The 17,961-nt window shown below is 66.8% G+C and carries 18 protein-coding genes and 2 tRNA genes; 11 read left to right on the top strand and 9 right to left on the bottom strand.

The window, feature by feature from the left end:
- Positions 1–389: 389 nt before the first annotated feature.
- Positions 390–794: a VOC family protein gene (locus ACSQ9E_RS16845; RefSeq protein ID WP_057269219.1), complete on the top strand. Its 405-nt coding sequence runs from the start codon at positions 390–392 to the stop codon at positions 792–794.
- A 28-nt stretch (positions 795–822) separates the two neighbouring features.
- Positions 823–1,128: a hypothetical protein gene (locus tag ACSQ9E_RS16840; RefSeq protein WP_436218562.1), complete on the top strand. Its 306-nt coding sequence runs from the start codon at positions 823–825 to the stop codon at positions 1,126–1,128.
- 99 nt (positions 1,129–1,227) lie between these two features.
- Here ACSQ9E_RS16840 and ACSQ9E_RS16835 read toward each other — a convergent pair whose 3' ends face one another.
- Positions 1,228–1,863, bottom strand: coding sequence for a hypothetical protein (locus tag ACSQ9E_RS16835; protein ID WP_157422138.1), 636 nt, complete (start codon positions 1,861–1,863; stop codon positions 1,228–1,230).
- Positions 1,864–2,059: 196 nt separating this feature from the next.
- Positions 2,060–2,665 carry an ATP-dependent Clp protease proteolytic subunit gene (locus tag ACSQ9E_RS16830; protein ID WP_436218561.1) on the bottom strand — a complete coding sequence of 202 codons (606 nt, stop codon included), beginning with the start codon at positions 2,663–2,665 and terminating at the stop codon, positions 2,060–2,062.
- A gap of 113 nt (positions 2,666–2,778) precedes the next feature.
- On the opposite strand from ACSQ9E_RS16830, the gene ACSQ9E_RS16825 reads away from it, so the two are divergent.
- Positions 2,779–3,618 (top strand): RNA polymerase sigma factor, encoded by an 840-nt coding sequence (locus tag ACSQ9E_RS16825; protein WP_436218560.1) that lies wholly within the window; start codon positions 2,779–2,781, stop codon positions 3,616–3,618.
- Here ACSQ9E_RS16825 and ACSQ9E_RS16820 read toward each other — a convergent pair.
- Positions 3,599–4,045 (bottom strand): GNAT family N-acetyltransferase, encoded by a 447-nt coding sequence (locus ACSQ9E_RS16820; protein WP_436218559.1) that lies wholly within the window; start codon positions 4,043–4,045, stop codon positions 3,599–3,601. The two genes, ACSQ9E_RS16825 and ACSQ9E_RS16820, sit on opposite strands and share 20 nt — an antisense overlap.
- Positions 4,046–4,134: 89 nt before the next feature.
- On the opposite strand from ACSQ9E_RS16820, the gene ACSQ9E_RS16815 reads away from it, so the two are divergent.
- A complete protein-coding gene (locus ACSQ9E_RS16815) occupies positions 4,135–4,845 on the top strand; it encodes an alpha/beta hydrolase (protein WP_436218558.1) in 711 nt (236 codons plus the stop codon).
- Between the two features lie 33 nt (positions 4,846–4,878).
- On the opposite strand, the gene ACSQ9E_RS16810 is transcribed toward ACSQ9E_RS16815, so the two are convergent.
- The gene (locus ACSQ9E_RS16810) at positions 4,879–5,334 is read right to left on the bottom strand and encodes a DUF4279 domain-containing protein (RefSeq protein ID WP_436218557.1); all 456 of its coding nucleotides are present in this window, start codon (positions 5,332–5,334) and stop codon (positions 4,879–4,881) included.
- A 46-nt stretch (positions 5,335–5,380) separates the two neighbouring features.
- The gene (locus ACSQ9E_RS16805) at positions 5,381–6,574 is read right to left on the bottom strand and encodes an MFS transporter (RefSeq protein WP_436218556.1); all 1,194 of its coding nucleotides are present in this window, start codon (positions 6,572–6,574) and stop codon (positions 5,381–5,383) included.
- A 238-nt stretch (positions 6,575–6,812) separates the two neighbouring features.
- On the opposite strand from ACSQ9E_RS16805, the gene ACSQ9E_RS16800 reads away from it, so the two are divergent.
- Positions 6,813–7,784 carry a LysR family transcriptional regulator gene (locus tag ACSQ9E_RS16800; RefSeq protein ID WP_436218555.1) on the top strand — a complete coding sequence of 324 codons (972 nt, stop codon included), beginning with the start codon at positions 6,813–6,815 and terminating at the stop codon, positions 7,782–7,784.
- A gap of 18 nt (positions 7,785–7,802) precedes the next feature.
- Here ACSQ9E_RS16800 and ACSQ9E_RS16795 read toward each other — a convergent pair whose 3' ends face one another.
- From ACSQ9E_RS16795 to fabV, 4 genes are all read right to left on the bottom strand, one after another.
- Positions 7,803–8,762, bottom strand: a complete 960-nt coding sequence (locus ACSQ9E_RS16795; RefSeq protein WP_157422139.1) for a hypothetical protein — start codon at positions 8,760–8,762, stop codon at positions 7,803–7,805.
- Positions 8,763–8,794: 32 nt separating this feature from the next.
- On the bottom strand, positions 8,795–9,859 hold the full coding sequence (locus ACSQ9E_RS16790; protein ID WP_057269228.1) for a DUF4034 domain-containing protein: 1,065 nt from the start codon (positions 9,857–9,859) through the stop codon (positions 8,795–8,797).
- Between the two features lie 439 nt (positions 9,860–10,298).
- Complete coding sequence (locus ACSQ9E_RS16785; protein ID WP_200964003.1) at positions 10,299–10,463, bottom strand: hypothetical protein; 165 nt, start codon at positions 10,461–10,463, stop codon at positions 10,299–10,301.
- Positions 10,464–10,652: 189 nt separating this feature from the next.
- Positions 10,653–11,858 carry an enoyl-ACP reductase FabV gene (gene fabV, locus ACSQ9E_RS16780; protein WP_436218554.1) on the bottom strand — a complete coding sequence of 402 codons (1,206 nt, stop codon included), beginning with the start codon at positions 11,856–11,858 and terminating at the stop codon, positions 10,653–10,655.
- A gap of 159 nt (positions 11,859–12,017) precedes the next feature.
- On the opposite strand from fabV, the gene uvrC reads away from it, so the two are divergent.
- From uvrC to ACSQ9E_RS16750, 6 genes are all read left to right on the top strand, one after another.
- On the top strand, positions 12,018–14,069 hold the full coding sequence (uvrC, locus tag ACSQ9E_RS16775; protein ID WP_436177676.1) for an excinuclease ABC subunit UvrC: 2,052 nt from the start codon (positions 12,018–12,020) through the stop codon (positions 14,067–14,069).
- A 243-nt stretch (positions 14,070–14,312) separates the two neighbouring features.
- Complete coding sequence (gene pgsA / locus ACSQ9E_RS16770; RefSeq protein ID WP_057200909.1) at positions 14,313–14,879, top strand: CDP-diacylglycerol--glycerol-3-phosphate 3-phosphatidyltransferase; 567 nt, start codon at positions 14,313–14,315, stop codon at positions 14,877–14,879.
- Between the two features lie 514 nt (positions 14,880–15,393).
- Entirely contained in the window at positions 15,394–15,666 is a 273-nt protein-coding gene (locus tag ACSQ9E_RS16765) for an HU family DNA-binding protein (RefSeq protein ID WP_007858657.1), read from the top strand.
- Between the two features lie 15 nt (positions 15,667–15,681).
- Positions 15,682–15,757, top strand: a tRNA-Val gene (locus ACSQ9E_RS16760).
- Positions 15,758–15,822: 65 nt separating this feature from the next.
- A complete protein-coding gene (locus ACSQ9E_RS16755; RefSeq protein ID WP_436218553.1) occupies positions 15,823–17,754 on the top strand; it encodes a SurA N-terminal domain-containing protein in 1,932 nt (643 codons plus the stop codon).
- A gap of 50 nt (positions 17,755–17,804) precedes the next feature.
- Positions 17,805–17,880 (top strand) — tRNA-His (locus tag ACSQ9E_RS16750).
- Positions 17,881–17,961 lie beyond the last annotated feature (81 nt).

The raw sequence follows: 17,961 nt of genomic DNA, 5'->3' as shown, positions 1-17,961 counted from the left end.
CGCCAGTGTGACGCATGGCATGCCCGTCAAGAGCGCCCTTGCCGAGCAACCCCATGTTCATTGCCGGCAGCGCTTCTCAGCGGCCTTGACCGGGGTGGAAATGCGCCCCGGGCCTGCCTTGCCGCATCCCACTGGTGGGTGAAACACGCCAGGCAAACCCGGGGACAAACCGGCAAGCCACTGGGCCCTTGCGGGCCCTCTCCCTACTTCCTCTCTTCTTTGTTAACGATTGTAGAAGCGGGGGGCGGTCTTGGCAGGCACCCAAATGGGGGAGGTGGCAACAGCCGTTGCCGTGCTCTGGGCTGCTGCGCGCGTTGGTGGGGTGGTGCCCCAGGTGGCTCTAGCCTTCGTTTATGCTGGGTGTCCGATCTTTGGGGGGCCCCGCCGCCATGCTGAGCTATATCACCCTGGGTGCGAACGATATGCATGCATCCGACCGCTTCTACTCTGCGTTGCTGGGGCCGCTGGGTTACCGCAAGCAGGTCGATAGCGAGGGCCTGGCGTTCTCGCTACCCGAGCATGCTAGCCAATCCGGCAGCCCCTGCGTCGTCTACGTGAAGCCGCCTTTCGACGGAAAGCCGGCGACCGTGGGCAATGGTTCGATGGCGGCGTTTCGCACCGGCTCGCACGACTTGGTTCGGCAGGTGCACGCGGCGGCGGTTGCCGCCGGTGGCACCGATGAGGGCCCGCCCGGGTTTCGTGCTGCCTACAGCAAGAATTTCTTTGTCGCGTATGTCCGGGACCCGGTGGGGAACAAGATTGCGCTTTTCTGCAATGAAGTTCCCCATGCATAGGGGCCCCGGCGCCGAGAAATCCACAACCATGGATATCCAGGTCACCCGGCAGGCCTGCTGCTCTGCCGACGACCAGGCGGGGCCGCTGCAAGCCGTTTACTCGGTGGACGAGCATTGCACCCTCGCGGATCTGGTGGAGGGCATCCGGGTGTCGAAATTCCTGCAGTTTTCATCCACGCACAACCGGCTGTCTGGCCTGGTGCAGGGGGCATGTGTGGTGGAGGTGTTGGCAGGGTGGGGCAGCAAGCCGGAGTTTCATGTGGACCCGGCGGCATCGGTGGGCTCCGTCATCGGCTTGCACACGTTGGACTTTTGCTTTCTCCATGCCCAGTAGAAGCGGGCTGCACCTATCTGGCTGCTGCGGTCTGCGAAAGGGCGCGCAACCGCACTGCAGCCTTGGCATCGATCACCGCATCTGCGACGCCGATGGTCGCTACGCCGCGTCGGGCTCCATCTGCACGTTCCAGGCGTCCACGATTTCTGCCAGCTTGGGGCTGCGCTTGGTGCCGATCTGCAGGCCTTGCGATATCGCGGCGACGATGTGCTTGGCCCCCAGGTCCAGGCTGGGGGGCGCGTCTGCGGCGCTGAGGACATCCCTGGCCCGCAGCAGCAGCACCCCGGCCTCAGCGATCAGATCAGTTTTGTCGATCTCGAAAAAGTCGTCGCGGATGGGCTTGTGCTTGTCGAGCCGCGTCTTGATCGCGTCAGAAAATAAATCGGGCACCGCCTTGTGCAGGCTGAGAAAGAACTTCTCGTTCGCCTGCAGGGAGCTCAGGGTGTGCCGGTACCTGGTGGGCAGGTGGGGCGCGTAGGTGCGGATGGCCGTCGCCAGCTCTTGCTGGGCGCCGACCCGGGCGGCGACGCCCGTGGGGGATTCGAACGCTTCGCGGATCAGCGCAAGCTTGGCCTCCGACGCCTGAAGCGCCACCCGCAACTGCCCCACATGCTGCTCGTAGCGGACTCTGTTGAAGGCCGTGCCTTCGTTGATTTCGTACAGCTTCCAGCTGAGTGCGCCGCAGGCTGCCAGGGCGGCAACGATCACGAAGATCACGATAAGCGCTGTTGACATGCGGGGGCCGGATGGGTGGGTGGATGAATCTGCGGAGCATACAGGTTGTGCAGATTGGGCGATGTAAGCAGGCTTCAGGCGCAGCAAGGCAGTTGGGGCCGAATACGCCGCAGGAGCTTGCGTCACTGCGTGCAGTCGGGCCGCAGGGCGCTCTCCGGTCGCTCGCCGCGTGCGCCCATTGAGGCCAGCGCTGGCTTCAGGCCCCGCGCAGCTCGGTCTTGCGCTCGATGACCCGCGACACCAGCCCGTACTCCACGGCCTCTTCGGCCGATAGCCAGTGGTCGCGCTCGATGTCGGCCAGCACCACCTCGATGGGTTTGCCGGTTTCGCGGGCGATGGTGCGGGCGATGCGCTCGCGGGCCTTGACGATTTCGCGGGCCTGCACGGCGATGTCGGTGGCCTGGCCGCCGGCGCCGCCGCTGGGCTGGTGGATCAGAAAGCGCGTGTTGGGCAGGCAGTAGCGCCGCTCGCGCGGGGCCGCGAGGTACAGGTGGGTGGCAGCGCTGCCCACCCAGCCGGTGCCGATCATGTTCACCGGCGCGGCGATGAAGCGCACGATGTCGTGGATGGCGTCGCCCGATTCGAGGTGGCCGCCGGGCGAGCTGACGATGATGTCGATGGGCTCGGGGCCCTCGGCATCCAGGGCGATGAGGCGGCGCGTGACGTCGGCCGCGGTCACGTCGGTCACGGTGCCGAAGATCAGCAGGGTGCGCGCCTTGAAGGCCTTTTCCTCCAGGTAGGAGGTGCGCGGCTCGGTGGCGCTGGAGGGTGGGGGAGGGGTGTCGTCTGCGGCGTAGTACATGGAATGGGTCTTTCGGTTGAGATGAACTGCCTTGACGAACGAGCCTGCGGTTTCGTGACATGGCCCGTGTGGCCGCGCCAGCAGAGTGCGCGGTGCTATGGCAAGATTTGTGGATGCTTGATGACCGCCACCACCTGCCCCTGACAGACCCATCCTACCGCCGCAGCCTGGTGCGTGCCGCCGCGCGCCTGCTGGGCCCGGCCGAGGCCGAGGATGCCGTGCAGGATGCCTATGTGCGCGTGCTGGAGGCCGATGCCGCCACCATGCGCGGGCTTGGTGCCGCGCAGGCCTGGCTGCACACGGTGGTGCGCAACCTGGCCATCGACCGGCTGCGGCGCCGGCAGTGGATGCAGCAGTGGCTGGCCGAAGTGGCCGGCCGCGATGGCGGCACGGAGCGGGCGTCGTCGCCCTCGGCCGAGTCCGAGGCGTTGCTGGCGCAGCAGGCCACGCACGCCCTTCGCATGCTCGCGGCCCGTTTGGCGCCAGCCGATGGGGCCGCAGTGCTGCTGTACGAGGTGTTCGAAGCCAGCCATGCTGAATTGGCCCAGGCCGGCGGCAAGACCGAGGCCGGCAGCCGCCAGCAACTGCGGCGGGCGCTGCTGCGGTTGCGGCAAGCCGATGGGGGTGGCACTGCCGAGCCCCTTGCACCGTCTGAACCGGGCGAGCGTGAAGAGGCCGCATTTCGCGTCTATCTGCAGGCGCTGCAGCTGCGCGACCCGCAGGCGCTGTGGGCCATGCTGGGCCAGCCGCCGGTGCGTGCGGTGGTGCGGGCCCTGTCGGCATCGGGCGGCCCGGCTTCGGCGTATGCGGCCACCGCCGCCACGACCAGCTGCGGCATCGTGCAGGTGGGCGGGCAGCTGGGCCTGGTGTTGACGCTCGATGGCGTCAGGCTGTGTGTGCTGCCGCTGGGTGTGCGGGCGGAGTGCGAGACGCTCACTCCATCGGCCGCTTGATCACGAAGCCCCGCTCCGTATCCCCGTTGAAGCCCAGTTTTTCGTAGAGGCGGTGGGCTTGCGGCCGCTGGGAACCCGAGAGCAACACCACCTTGCAGCAGCCAAGGCGCCAGGCTTCATGGACGGCGAACTGGAGACATGCCTCGGCCAGACCCAGACGCCGAAAGGCCGATGCGGTGACCACATGCTCGATGAAGCCGATGGGGCGGCCTGCGCTGGCGAGGTTGGCCACCAGGGCCAGCATGCAGGTCGCGCCTACCTGGCCTTCGTGCTCGCACACCACAATGAAGGATTGGGGGCTGTCGTGGACGTTGTTCCACAGCTCCAGGGCCCGGCCTGGGGCCAGCGGCGGGTCGTGCGGCCGCAGCTCGCGGTACAGGGCGAGCACGGCGTCCATGTCGGATGCGATAGCACGGCGGGCGATCATCGTGTGGGCTCCAGATTGGCTGGGTTCGGTCGGCTGGTCCACTGTAGCGGCTGGGGCGTGCCATCATCCGGCTCTACCTGAAAGCAGCCATGGTGCGTTCTCATTTCCAGGTTCCCTTTCGCGGCGTGCAACTGCACGGAACCACCACCCACAGCCCATCCCACAGCACGCCACGCACCCTGGCCCTGCATGGCGGCGGCGCCTCGTCGCGCCTGGGGTACCAGCCCTTGCTGGACTTTCTGGCTGAGCGCAGCCACGCCAGCGTTGCGTTCGACTTTGCAGGCCAGGGCGAGAGCACGAGCAGCATGGCCGCGTCGGGCCTGCTCGACCGGGCGCAGCAAGCCCTGGCGGTGGTGGACTTCCTCCAGATGCCCCGGCCCGTGTCGCTGATCGCGTCGAGCATGGGCGGCCATATCGCATGTTCGCTGATCGAGGCGCTGGCACCACCTGCACTGGTGCTTTACTGCCCGGCCGCCTACGAAGCTGCGGCACTGGAAGTGCCCTTCGGGCCGGCGTTCCAGCAGGTGATCCGCGCGACGAGCGACTTTGCTGCTTCACCCGCATTCGATGCGCTCGAACGCTTCGAGGGGCGCTTGCTGCTGGTGCTGGGCGCCGAGGATGCGGTGATCCCACGGCAGGTGGAGGACCAATACATCCGGCGTGCCCGCAAGGCCCGGAGCGTGGAGGTGCTGCTGCTCGATGGCGCGGCCCACCACTTGCATGCCTGGCTCAAGGACCGGCCGGTAGAGTTCGCGCACGTGGCGCAGCGGGTGCTTGCGATCCTGGAAGGGACGGGCTGAGGGGGCTGTCGCGCACGAACGTCGGGGTCGGACTCAGTCGTCTGCACGGTAAATGTCCAGGTCGAGTTCTATGCCCCGCTCCCCTAACGCACGCAGCGATTGAGGAGACAGGCTCAGCCCTTCGTTTGAACTGTTCAAGAAAATTCCGCAGAACAGATCGAGTTGGTATCTGCTGTTGAGATGGGCCCAGATATGCAGGTCCGAGGTGAGCTGATCAAGGAGTTCAGCGATTTGGGCATTCAAGTCTTGCGGCTTGCTCTCGGTGGCATTCAGCCGCCAGCTACCGGTTCTGGCAACGCGAATCCTGCCGTTGCTACCCATGATTTGCTCGCCCATGCGGTAGGCTTGTGTCGGTAGGGAACGCAGTAACGCTGTTATCTCATCAGGATCAAGATCGTCCCCGATGAATCGGAGCGCGGCAACAGAGCGATGAACGGGACCCATGTTGAGTGTGTAGACCTGGATGATTTGACGGTACCTGCCGTTCACGGCAGGTTTGGGCTGAGCAGTGGGCGCTATGGTACGGGCTGGCTGTTCAAGAGCCCCCAGCACCAGCCCGCCAGCGCACCGCCCCCCCCATCGCCAGCGCCGCCACCACCACGCACACCGCGGCTGCCGGCCAGCCATGGCGGTCCACCGCATTGCCGACCAGCAGCGGCCCGAGCGCCTGGCCCAGGTTGCTGCCCTGCATGAGCAGGCCCACGGCCAGCGCGGCGTGGGCGGGGGTCGCTGTGACCTGCGGCACCGACGACAGCAGGCTGGACGGCACCAGGCCGCCCATGGCCGAGAACACCAGGCACAGCGCAAAGGCGGCCCACGGGGGCAACACCGGCACGAAGATGCCCAGGGCGCAAAGCGCCATCGCGGCGGCGGCGGCCGTGCCCAGCACGGTGCGGCCCACCCGGGGCAGCAGCGCGCCTGCGGCCAGGTTGCCCGCGATGTTGGCGGCGCTGGCCAGGGCCGCGAGCAGGCCCACCGCGCCGGGGCCCACCTGCATGCGCTGCTGCAGCAGCACGGGCAGAAAGCTGAAGAGCGCGAAGAACATCAGGCTGTAGAGCAGAAAGGTGGTGGCCAGCGCCAGTGCGGGGCCGCGCCATACCTCGGCGATGCGCGCGGGCGGCGATGCGGCCGTGGCATGCGCGCCGGGGGCGCGGGGAACCGCCCACAGCACCAGCACTGCAATGAGGCCCGAGGCCAGCGCTGCGGCAACCCACAGGCTGCGCCAGCCTCCAAACCACGGCCCGGTGAGCATGGCCAGGGCGATGCCGGTGGGCATGAAGCAGCTCCACAGCGCCATGGCGCGGCTGCGGTCGGCGGCCTGCACCAGCCGCGCCAGCACGGTGGGCCCGCCCACGGTGATGAGCACAAAGCCCAGCCCCTCCACCCCGCGCGAGGCGAGCAGCGCCGCATAGCTGCCGGACAGTACGGCGAGCAGCGCGCCAAGCACCGTGGCCACCAGGCCCAGGGCCAGCATGCGGCGGTCTCCCGCACGGGCGATGACAGAGCCCGCAGCCACGCCACCCAGCGCGCCAAGCACGGCGAAGGTGCCGCCCAGGGCGCCCAGCATGGCCAGGCTGAGCCCCAGGCCGGACTGCAGCTGCGGTGCCGCAATGGCCACCTTGCCCAGGTGGAAGGACGAGGCCACGCCGGCGGCCACCACCACGGCCACGGCGCGCCAGTCGGTGGGTGGCGGGGCGGGTAGTGGTCGTGCAATTTCGTTTGCGTGCATCACGCCACCCCCTGCGCAAACCCGAGCGCCTCGGTGCCGCTACCCGGGCTGCGCATGCCTTGGGACGTGGGTGTGGTGTGACCGCAGGAGGGATAGGAGGGAACGAGAGCCTGGGTCATGGTGGCGCCAACGTCTTTCTGTGATCGGGATGAGTCCAAGTATCGGCACATGGATTGATCTACGGAAGCCATAAAATTCAGGCCATCTTGATCTATGAAACAGATCAACAAGGCCCTTCATGCTCGACGCCCTCACCCTCGATCAGATCCGCATGTTCGTCACTGTGGCCGAGGCCGGCAGCTTTCGCGCCGGGGCCGCGCGCCTGCTGCGCGCCCAGTCGGCCGTGAGCCATGCCATCGCCAACCTGGAGAACCAGCTGGGCGTGGCGGTGTTCGACCGCAGTGGGCATCGGCCCACGCTCACGGCGGCGGGCGCCGCCCTGCTGGAGGACGCGCGCGCCGTGCTGCTCAAGGTGGACTTTCTGCGCGCGCGAGCCCGCGGCCTGGGCGAAGGCGTGGAGACCGAGCTGGCGCTGATGGTGGACACGCTCTACCCGCTGCCCCTGGCGGCTGCCGCGCTAGGCGAGCTGCGCGCAACACTGCCCTCGGTGCGGCTGCGCCTGGCCACCGCGCCGCTGGGCGGCACGCTGCAGGCGCTGCGCGACGAGGCCTGCGACCTGGCCATCATGGCGGGCGAGGATTTCCGCAACCCGCGCATCGAGACCGAGGCATTGCAGGCGGTGCCCATCGTGGCGGTGGCGGCCCGGGCACACCCCTTGGCCCAGCGCCGCACCAAGACCCTGGCGGGCGCGGACCTGGCCGACCACCTGCAGATCGTGCTGGAGGACCCGAGCGACCTGTCCGAAGGGCGCGACTTTGGCGTCCTCTCACCCCAGACCCTGCGCGTGGGCACGCAGGACGCCAAGCGCGCCCTGATCCTGGCCGGCGTGGGCTGGGGCCGCCTGCCGCAATGGGCGGTGGAGCGCGAGCTGGCCGAAGGGCACCTGCTGCCCCTGCCCGCCACGGCCCTGGGCCCGCAGGGCGTGGCGCAGATGCAGACCTACCTGGCCTGGCGCACGGACCGGGCCTTGGGGGTTGCGGCGCTGGCGTTGCGGGAAGTGCTGCACCGGCTGGCGGCGGCTCCGGTTGCGCGAGTGCGAAGGCGAGTGCCGGGTGAGTCTCCGGTTGGTGCGGGTGCAAAGGCAGCCTGAGCGGGCTGCCGGCGCCATTCAGGCCGGCACCTGCCGCCCGAACGCCCAGGCCTTGCACCGCTCGTAGAAGGGCTCGCCGCCCCAGGCCCGCCAGAAGGCGGCCTCCGGGCCGTTGGTGCCAGGGGCCCGGCCCATGAGCTCGGTGGTGCGCTTCCTGTCCTGGGCCACGCAGGCCATGGCGGCGTGCTGGACCAGGTCGGTGCTGCTGGGGCGGTGGCTGACCAGGTCAGTGAGTGCTGTGTCCATGGTGTTCCAGTCGGTCACCCCGGGCTTGAAGGGTGCCAGCCGCAGGGCCGGCGCGTGGAAGAAGGCCGACAGGTAGATGACCGCGTGCATGCCCTTGCCCCGGGTCTTGGCCGTGCGCTGCACGGCCATGTCCGCCAGCTCCCGCAACTGGGGCAGGGCGTCGGTGCTCTTGAGGTCGAGCGCGGTCACCACTTCCTCGAAGAACATTTCCCCTGGCTCCGACATGGCGGGCAGGTGGGCCTTGACCAGGGCCACCGTCTGCGCTGGAGTGGCGCCGCCCATGGTCTTGAGGGCGATGTAGGTGGCGTTCCACATCGGGTCCTTGCGGCCTTGCTCCTTCACCTTGTCCAGCGCCTGGATGGCCTCTGATGTCTGGCGTTCCTGCGCAGCCCAGTCGCGGTTGGCGGGGGCATCGCGCACCGCCAGCCGGCCCAGGAAGATGGCAGCCGGCACGCTGGTGGGCGATGCCTGCACCCACTGCCTGGCCACGTCCCAGGCGGCTGTGGCTTCGGGCGTGTTGCCGCCCACGCCGCCGCTGCGCGCCCGCAGGGCGCTGAAGAAGGACTCGGCACCATTGCGGCTGGAGTTGGTGGCGGGCTGCTCCGACGCTGCGGCGTACAGGCTCTCCACCTGGGAGAACGCCTGTCGTTCAAGCAGTTGGTAGGCGCCCATGTAGTCGCGAAAGGTCGGCTGGGCCAGTCCCGTGCCGGCCATGCCGAGATACAGGAGCAAGGCGGTGGCTACCGCCAGCGATGGGCGCCGCATCACGAGGCGTTGCCCTGCGACCAGCTCTTGCAGCGCACGTACTCGTTGCGGCCTTCCCAGGCGTCGGGCACCACGTCCTGGGCGATGCGCTGCAGCACCTCGGCCGTGGTCTTCTTGTCCTGGGCGGCCACGCAGGCCATGCGGGCGTACGAGTTGAGGTTGTAGTTGTCGGGGTAGCGCTTGACCAAGTCCTCGAAGCCTGCGCGGATGCGCGGCCAGTCCACGTCGGGGCGGGCGAAGACCGCGGCGCCCTGGTGGTTCAGGCCGTAGTACACGTTCCAGTAGATGCGGGCGTAGAAAGTCTGGCCTTGTTCGGCCTTGGTGTTCTCCACCGCCTGCGCCGCCAGGTCGGCAATCGCCTTGTAGCTGCCGCCCCATTGCGGCAGCAGGCTTTGCGAGATGGTGAAGTAGACGTCGTGGTTGCGGGGGAAGGCAGCGATCGCGTCCTGGGCCAGCTTGGCATAGTCCTGGCGGCTGGCCTGGCCGTACTGCGCGTAGGTCAGCAACTCGGACCACCAGTTGGGGTCCTTGCGGCCGTATTCGGCACTCGCGAACAAGGTGCGCAAGGCCTGCTGGTTGAGCTCCTGGAATTTTTTCATGTCCTCGTCACGCACGGTGTTGGCGTAGCCGCCGCCGCGGTGCGCCCAGGCCTGCTTGCTGTAGGCGCTGGCCAGGGTCATCGCGGCCAGGGTGGACTGGGGGTTCTGCTTCAGCCAGGCCTGGGCCCGTTGCTGGTGCTCGACCCAGAAGGCGTCGTTCACGCGCGGGCAAGGCTCCTTGGCGCACGGGGGCGGGGGTGAAGCCCCGCCGAATCCGCTGGCGATGGAGCGCACCATGCGGTTGGCGCGGTAGACGCCGGAGGGCATGCGGGCGTCCTCGCGCAGCGCCTTGGTGTACCAAGCGTCCAGCTTCGCGTACTCGCCCGACGAATAATTCTTGATGAACAGCACGGCGATTTCGCTGCGCTCCTCGGCATCGCCGGCATGGGCTGGGCCGGCGGGTGCAATGAACAATGGCAAAGCCAGGGCAACCGCGGCTGCCCAGCGCGTGGTGAGTTTCCTCATGATTCGATTCCCTCTCTTTTTTGATGGGAGGGAATTTACACCGCTTGTGTGGCGCGCAAATGCAAGTGATTGTTCAGGGCCCGTTCACCGCAGCGCAAACCCCGCGCCCTTGAGCGCCTCCACCAGCCGGTGCCGGCCCTTGAGCGCATCGGCATTGGCCAGGCGCTGCAGCACCAGGTCGCCAGGGCCTGTTAACCCTGTTTTCAGGGATCGCGTTGCCTGGCCTGGGAGCCGTCTGCGGCGTTGCCCGCGCTTGCAAAGTGCACGCCTTGGCAAAGTCCGCAACGCCGTGATGCGCCCGCTGCCACCCGGCCCGAAGGGTGAGGGTATGGCAGGGCCGCACTTGTCGTTGCCGTGCTCGCTGGGTATCCAACCCGGCTGCGCCTGGCGCCTAGATTGCGGCCCTGCCAGACCCTCACGCACAGCTGATTTCCCCGCTTCAGTGGACTCGGGTCTGCACCGTGTCGGGCGGCAGGGCGTCGGGCAGAAAGTTGCGCACCGAGCGGTGCGACAGGATGTGCTCGACCACGGGGTGGCGGGGCACGGGCCAGGTGGCGGCCTGGGCGCCGTAGCGGGCCTGCAGGTAGGTGGGGGTGTAGGTCATGGCGTGGCTGGTGGGCAGGGGTGAAACGTGGCGTGACACGTCACCGCCAAGGTAGCATTCCCCGCAGGGCCGCCAAGCGCGAAAACCGCATGTGTCTATGCGGTGTGGTGATATGGGGCACCGGCCCGCAGGCTCCCTGATCCAGTCCATAGGCGCAAAGCCTGCAGACTGGCAGGCGCCAGACTTCGTTCAGACGCTCACGACGCCGGGTATCTGCACATCGGTCGCCACATCGGCCCCGTAGTCGACGCCTTCGACCCCGAAACCGAACAGGCGCAGGAATTCCGATTGGTAGCCTGCGAAATCCGTGGTCTCGCGCAGGTTCTCCGTAGTCACCTGGTGCCAGGCCTGGCCGACGGGGGCCTGGACTTTTTCTTCCAGCTCCTTTTCGTCAGCCCTGAGGCGGCCCTCTTCGTCCAGGTGGGGCGCCGCGCCATACAGGCTGTCGCGAAAAAGCCCGTCGACCTGTTCGATGCAGCCTTCGTGGGTGCCCTGCGCCTTCATGACCTTGAACAGCAGCGACAGGTACAGCGGCATCATGGGGATGGCGGAGCTGGCCTGGGTGACCACGGCCTTGAGCACCGATACGCGCGCATCGCCACCGTGGGCGGCCAGTTGGCTGCGGATGCCGATGACCCGGCGGTCCAGGTCTTTCTTGGCGGCGCCGATGGAGCCGTTCCAGTAGATGTCGCGGGTGATCTGCTCGCCCAGGTAGGTGAAGGCGGTCGTCTTGGCGCCGTCGGCCAGCACGCCGGCGGCCTGCAGGGCGTCGATCCACATCTGCCAGTCCTCACCGCCCATCACCGCCACGGTGTCGTCGATTTCCTTCTGTGTCGCAGGCTGCAGGGCGGTCTCCTTGATCACGGCGCTGTCGGTGTCGAGGCTGCGCACCTGGATGGCCTGGCCGATGGGCTTGAGCGTCGAGTTGAAGACTTCACCGGTGCCGGGGTGCTTGCGCCTGGGCGCGGCAAGGCTATAGACCACCAGATCGACCTGGCCCCAGTCGCGCCGGATGGTCTCGATGGTCTGCTGCTTGACTTCGTCGGAGAAGCCGTCGCCGTTGATGCTGGCCGCGTACAGGCCCTCGGCTGCCGCTTGCTGGTGGAAGGCGGCGGTGTTGTACCAGCCGGCGGAGCCTGGCTTGTCCGGCGTGCCGGGGCGTTCGAAGAAGACGCCGAGCGTGCCCGCGCCGCCCGCAAAGGCAGCGGTGATGCGGGCGGCCAGGCCGTAGCCGGTGGATGCGCCGATCACCAGCACCCGCTTGGGTGCCCCGCCTGCACCGCCGAGGGGGCCGCGCGCCTTGACGTAGTCGATCTGCTGGCGAACGTTGGCCGCGCAGCCCAGGGGGTGCGCCGTGACGCAGATGAAGCCGCGTATGCGGGGTTGAATGATCATGAAGAATCCGGGGATAGAGTGCCAGTTGGCTTGAGAATACCGCACCCGTAACTGCGCCCACACGCTGGCGCCTGCCCCTCACCTGCCCGGCCCCTGCCCATCGGATGCCGGGCCGCGTGGTCGGTAAGCCCTGCCTGCGTTGCCGCGACAATAGCCCCCATGTCCGAAGAAGAAGTGCATTCCGAAGAACTGCTGGCCCAGGTGGCCGCGCTGCCGCCCCTGCCGGGCGTGTACCGCTATTTTGACGCGCAGGGCGCGCTGCTCTACGTGGGCAAGGCGCGGCACCTCAAGCGCCGGGTGTCGAGCTATTTCACCAAGAACCATGGCGGCACGCGCATTGGCCACATGGTGAGCAAGATCGCGCGCATGGAGACCACGGTGGTGCGCTCCGAGGCCGAGGCGCTGCTGCTTGAAAACAACCTGATCAAGACGCAGAACCCCAAGTTCAACATCCTGTTTCGCGACGACAAGAGCTACCCCTACCTCAAGATCACCGGCGCACCGGGCGCACCAGTGGGGCAGGGCTCGCCCTCGCAGGTGTTTCCGCGCATGGCCTATTACCGGGGGTCGGTGGACAAGAAGCACCGCTACTTCGGGCCGTACCCGAGCGCCTGGGCGGTGAAGGAGTCGATTCAGCTGCTGCAGAAGGTGTTTCGCCTGCGCACCTGCGAGGACACGGTGTTCGCCAACCGTACGCGGCCCTGCCTGTTGTTCCAGATCAAGCGCTGCTCGGGGCCGTGCGTGGACCTGGTCTCGCCCGAGGCCTATGCGGCCGACGTGCAGCACGCCGAGGCGCTGCTGCGCGGCGAGACGCAGGAGGTGCTCAAGGCCATGGAGGTGCGCATGATGGCGCACTCGGACAAGCTGGAGTTCGAGCAGGCGGCCGACGTGCGCAACCAGATGCAGGCACTGTCGCGCGTGCTGCACCAGCAGTCCATCGAGACCACGGACGACAAGGACGTGGACATCCTGGCCGTGCGCGTGCAGGGCGGCCGTGCCTGCGTGAACCTGGCCATGGTGCGCGGCGGGCGCCACCTGGGCGACCGGCCGTACTTTCCGGTGCATGTGGAAGACGCCGCGGCCATCCATGAAGAGGAAGAGGATGCCGCAGTGCCAGCGCTAGCCGAAGGGGAGGGCGGCGCCGATACTGCCCCTGCCTCCCCAGCGCGCAAGCGCCGCGTCGAGGCGCTGGTGCTTGAAGCCTTCATCGCCCAGCACTACATCGGCGTGCCCGTGCCGCCGGTGCTGGTGTGCAGCGAGCCGGTGGACAAGGCGCTGATGGAGGCCCTGTCGGAGCAGACCGGCGTGCGTGTGAATGCCATCCACCAGCCGCGCGAGCAGCGCCGCGCCTGGCTGGACATGGCGCAAAAAAATGCCGACCTGCAACTGGCCCGCCTGCTGGCCGAAGAGGGCTCGCAGCAGGCGCGCACCCGCGCCCTGGTGGAGGCGCTGGACCTGCCGCCCGAGGACCTGGACCAGCTCACCATCGAGTGCTTCGACATCTCGCACACGGCGGGCGAATCGACGCAGGCCTCGTGCGTGGTGTTCCACCACCACAAGATGCAGAGCAGCGAGTACCGCCGCTACAAGATCGAGGGCATCACCGGCGGCGACGACTATGCCGCCATGCGCCAGGTGCTCACGCGCCGCTACAGCAAGGTGGTGGAGGCCGCACGCGAGGCCGGTGGCATCGACTTTGCCGCCGCGCCGCCGCCGGATACCGCCAACGCCGAGGGGGCGGTCAAGCCCAAGGGCGTGGCGCGCCTGCCCGACCTGGTACTGATCGACGGCGGCAAGGGCCAGGTGGGCGTGGCGCGCGAGGTGTTCACCGCCCTGGGGCTGGACCTGACGCGCATCGTCGGCGTGGAAAAGGGCGAGGGCCGCAAGGTGGGGCTGGAGGAGCTGGTGTTTGCCGATGGCCGAGAGAAGGTCTACCTGGGCAAGGACTCGGCTGCACTGATGCTGGTGGCCCAGATCCGCGACGAGGCCCACCGCTTTGCCATCACCGGCATGCGCGCCGCGCGCGCCAAGGTGCGCGTGGGCGGCGGCCAGCTCGAAGAGATCCCCGGCGTGGGCCCCAAGAAGCGCGCCCGCCTGCTGCAGCGCTTTGGCGGCGTGCGCGGCGTGGCCAGCGCCAGCGTGGAGGATCTGATCACGGTGGATGGCATATCGCGCGACCTGGCCGAGGAAATCTACAAGGCGCTGCGCTGAAGCCTGCAAGGGTGGTGCGCTCAGCGGCGCTGGGCCCGTGGCTGCGGCGTTGACCTCTGAGCACCCAACATGAGTGCTCAGAGGGCGGGCGGCCGCAGCGCCGGGCCGCCCCAAGCAAGGCCAGCCCCCTTGGGGGGCAGCGACCACACGAAGTGGGGAGCGTGGGGGCTCCATCCTTGGGGCAGGGAGCGACACGCAGTGCGCGACCGTGGGGGCTATCCAAGGTCGTGCACAATCGCGGCCATGTTCTGGACTATCCCCACCCTGATGACGTGGACGCGCATCGTCGCGATACCTTTGATCGTGGGGGTGTTCTATGCGCCGATAGACCCCGGCATGCGCAACCTCATCGCCACGGTGATGTTCGTGGTGTTCGCCGCCACCGACTGGCTCGACGGCTACCTGGCGCGCAAGCTCAACCAGACCTCGTCCTTCGGCGCCTTCCTCGACCCGGTGGCCGACAAGTTCCTGGTGTGCGCGTCGCTGCTGGTGCTGGTGCACCTGCAGCGCGCCGACGTGTTCGTGGCGCTGATCATCATCGGGCGCGAGATCGCCATCTCGGCCCTGCGCGAATGGATGGCGCAGATCGGGGCCAGCAAGAGCGTGGCCGTGCACATGATCGGCAAGGTCAAGACGACGGTGCAGATGGTGGCCATCCCCTTTTTGCTGTACGACGGACGCATCCTCGGCGTGATCGATACGGGCGTGTGGGGCACCTGGCTGATCTGGGCCTCTGCTGTGCTCACGGTATGGTCCATGGTGTACTACCTGCAGAAGGCGTTGCCCGAAATTCGCGCCCGTGTGAAGTAGATCGACCCAAAAAACTCTTCTGGCGTCGTTGCTGCGTCTTGTCGTACCGCTGGTACTGCCTGCGACGCAGCGCCTAGCCAGAACCGCTGCGCTGAGTTTTGTGGGCCGATCAATTCTTTGTGTATAAGCTTGCTCTGAAATCGCGCATCGGCATGGCTGCTATGCTCTTTTTGTGCCCCGTGTTGGGGCACCCAAAGCCTGCAAGCGCAGGCCTGGCAAGGCTGTCAATCGGGAATCGCGCGCATACGGCGCGTTTGAGACAAAAGCGCGCCGCAAGCCCGGCCAGGGCGTGAAATACGACTAGAATTCAGCCCAACGCTGTTGCAATACGGCGTGTTGTATTGACACCTTGAAAGTCGATGGCTTTAATCTGATGCAGCAGCCCCTGCTGTGTACGCCAGTCATTCCCCCGTCTGCAGACATCCAGCCTCACTCGGTTGAGCCTTCTGACGTGTGAAGACCAGATACCCCAAGACACACTTCATTCATCAACGCTTTTCCCGAGAGGCTTCTTGTGAACAAAACCGAACTGATCGAGCACATCGCTAACAACGCCGACATCTCCAAGGCCGCTGCAGCGCGTGCCCTGGAATCCACGATCGAGGCCGTCAAGAAGACCCTGAAAAAGGGTGGTACCGTTTCGCTCGTCGGTTTTGGCACCTTTGCCGTGGGCAAGCGCGCTGCCCGCACCGGCCGTAATCCCCGTACGGGCGATACGATCAAGATCAAAGCTGCTAAAGTGCCGAAGTTTCGTCCAGGCAAGGCTTTGAAAGACGCCTTGAACTGAAGACCCGTTTAGGTGGGGTCCTTAGCTCAGTTGGTAGAGCGGCTCCTTTACACGGAGTAGGTCGGCGGTTCGAGACCGTCAGGACCCACCACCCCCACCGGACCAAAAGGCGAACGCAAGTTCGCCTTTTGTTTTTTTGTCACTGAAAGTTTGATCATGTTTGAATCCATCCGCAAGCACTCCAAGATCGTCATGATCTTGTTGTTCTTGCTGGTCATTCCCTCCTTCGTGTTGGTGGGCATCGACAGCAAGTACTTCTCTGAAAAGAGCGAAGTGGTCGCCCGCGTTGATGGCAACAAGATCACCCAGTCCGACTGGGAAAATGCCCACCGCGCGGAGAGCGACCGCATCCGTGCGCAGCAGCCCACCATGGACGCGAAGATGCTCGACTCGCCCGCAGCCCGCTACGCCACGCTGGAGCGCATGGTGCGCGAGCGCGTGCTGGCCGCCGCCGCGCAGAAGATGCACATGGTGACCAGCGACGCCCGCCTGGCCCGCAGCCTGGCCGAGATCCCCCAGATCGCCGCGCTCAAGCGCCCCGACGGTACCATGGACACCGAAGGCTACCGCACCCTCGTCGCCAGCCAGGGCCTCACGCCCGCCGGCTTTGAGGCGCGCGTGCGCAACGATCTCTCGGTCAACCAGATCCTGGGTGGCGTGGTCGGCTCGGCCTTTGTGACCGACGCGCAGACCGGCCAGGCGCTCGATGCGCTGTACCAGCGCCGCGAGATCCAGGTCGCCCGCTTCAACGCCGCCGACTTCGCCGCCAAGGTCACCCCCACCGATGCCGACCTGGAAACCTATTACAAGGCCCACCCCAACCAGTTCAAGCAGCTCGAATCGGCCAACGTCGAGTACCTGCTGCTCACGCTCGACTCCGTGCGCGACGGCATCACGCTCAACGAAGACGACCTGCGCACCTACTACAAGGAAAACGTGGCCCGCCTGGCCGGCAAGGAAGAGCGCCGTGCGAGCCACATCCTGATCAAGGCAGGGAAGGACATGTCCGCCGCCGACCGCGAAAAGGCCAAGGCCCGCGCCACCGAGCTGCTGGCCCAGGTGCGCAAGGCGCCCGCCACGTTTGCTGACGTGGCCAAGAAGTCGTCGGAAGACACCGGCTCTGCCGCGCTGGGTGGCGACCTGAACTTCTTCGCCCGCGAAGCCATGGTCAAGCCGTTTGAAGACGCCGCCTTTGCCCTGAAGAAGGGTGACATCAGCGACGTGGTGGAGTCCGACTTCGGCTACCACATCATCCAGGTCACCGACATCAAGACGCCGCGCCAGCCCACCTTCGAAGAACTGCGCCCCTCCATGGAGAAGGAACTCAAGGCCCAGCAGGCCCAGCGCAAGTACGCCGAAGTGGCCGAGGCCTTTGCCAACGGCGTGTACGAGCAGGCCGACAGCCTGGCCCCCGTGGCCGAGAAGCTCAAGCTCAAGGTGCAGACCGCCAACGGCGTGACCCGCACCCCCGTGCCCGGCGCTACCGGCGCGTTTGCCAACGCTAAGTTCCTCGAAGCCCTGTTCTCCTCGGATTCGGTGCAGAACAAGCGCAACACCGAAGCCGTCGAAGTGGGCCCGAGCCAGATGGCGTCTGGCCGCATCGTCTCGTACACCCCGGCCGAAACCCTGCCGCTGGACAAGGTGCGCGACAAGGTGCGCACCCTGTATGTGGCCGAAAAGGCTGCCGAGCTGGCGCGCAAGGAAGGCGAGGCCAAGCTGGCCGAATACACCGCCAAGCCCGACACCGCCAGCGGCCTCACGGCCCCCGCCGTGATCGCCCGCGACACGCCCATGAACTACCCGCGCCCCCTGATCGACGCCGCCCTGCGCGCCAACGCCGACAAGCTGCCCGCCTGGACCAGCGTCGACCTGGGCGCCGGCCAGGGCTACGCGGTGATCAAGGTCAACCGCATCGTCCCCCGCGACAAGCCCGAATCCCAGCGCGCCCAGCAAGAGCGCATGCAGCTCATGCAGTGGTGGAGCTCCGCCGAGGGCGTGGCCTATTACGAGATGCTCAAGGAGCGCTTCAAGACCGAGATCAAGGTGACCCGCCCCTCCGAGTTCACCATCAGCCAGACAGAAAATTGAAAATTGGGCCCGGAGGGTAAAAACCCGGGTTATAATTTGAATCTCAAACGGTGGCTGTAGCTCAGTTGGTAGAGTCCAGGATTGTGATTCCTGTTGTCGTGGGTTCGAGCCCCATCAGCCACCCCAGATAAAAAAACAAACCCGCCAGTGCTGTGAAGCGCTGGCGGGTTTTGTCTTTTGCAGGCCCCTGCAGCCACCTTTTCGGGT

The organism is Acidovorax sp. LjRoot118, assembly GCF_964253575.1.
In the GTDB taxonomy this organism is placed as follows: domain Bacteria; phylum Pseudomonadota; class Gammaproteobacteria; order Burkholderiales; family Burkholderiaceae_C; genus Acidovorax.
The sequence above is the reverse complement of the archived record's forward strand: the minus strand, read 5'-3'. Positions and strand labels throughout refer to the sequence as shown.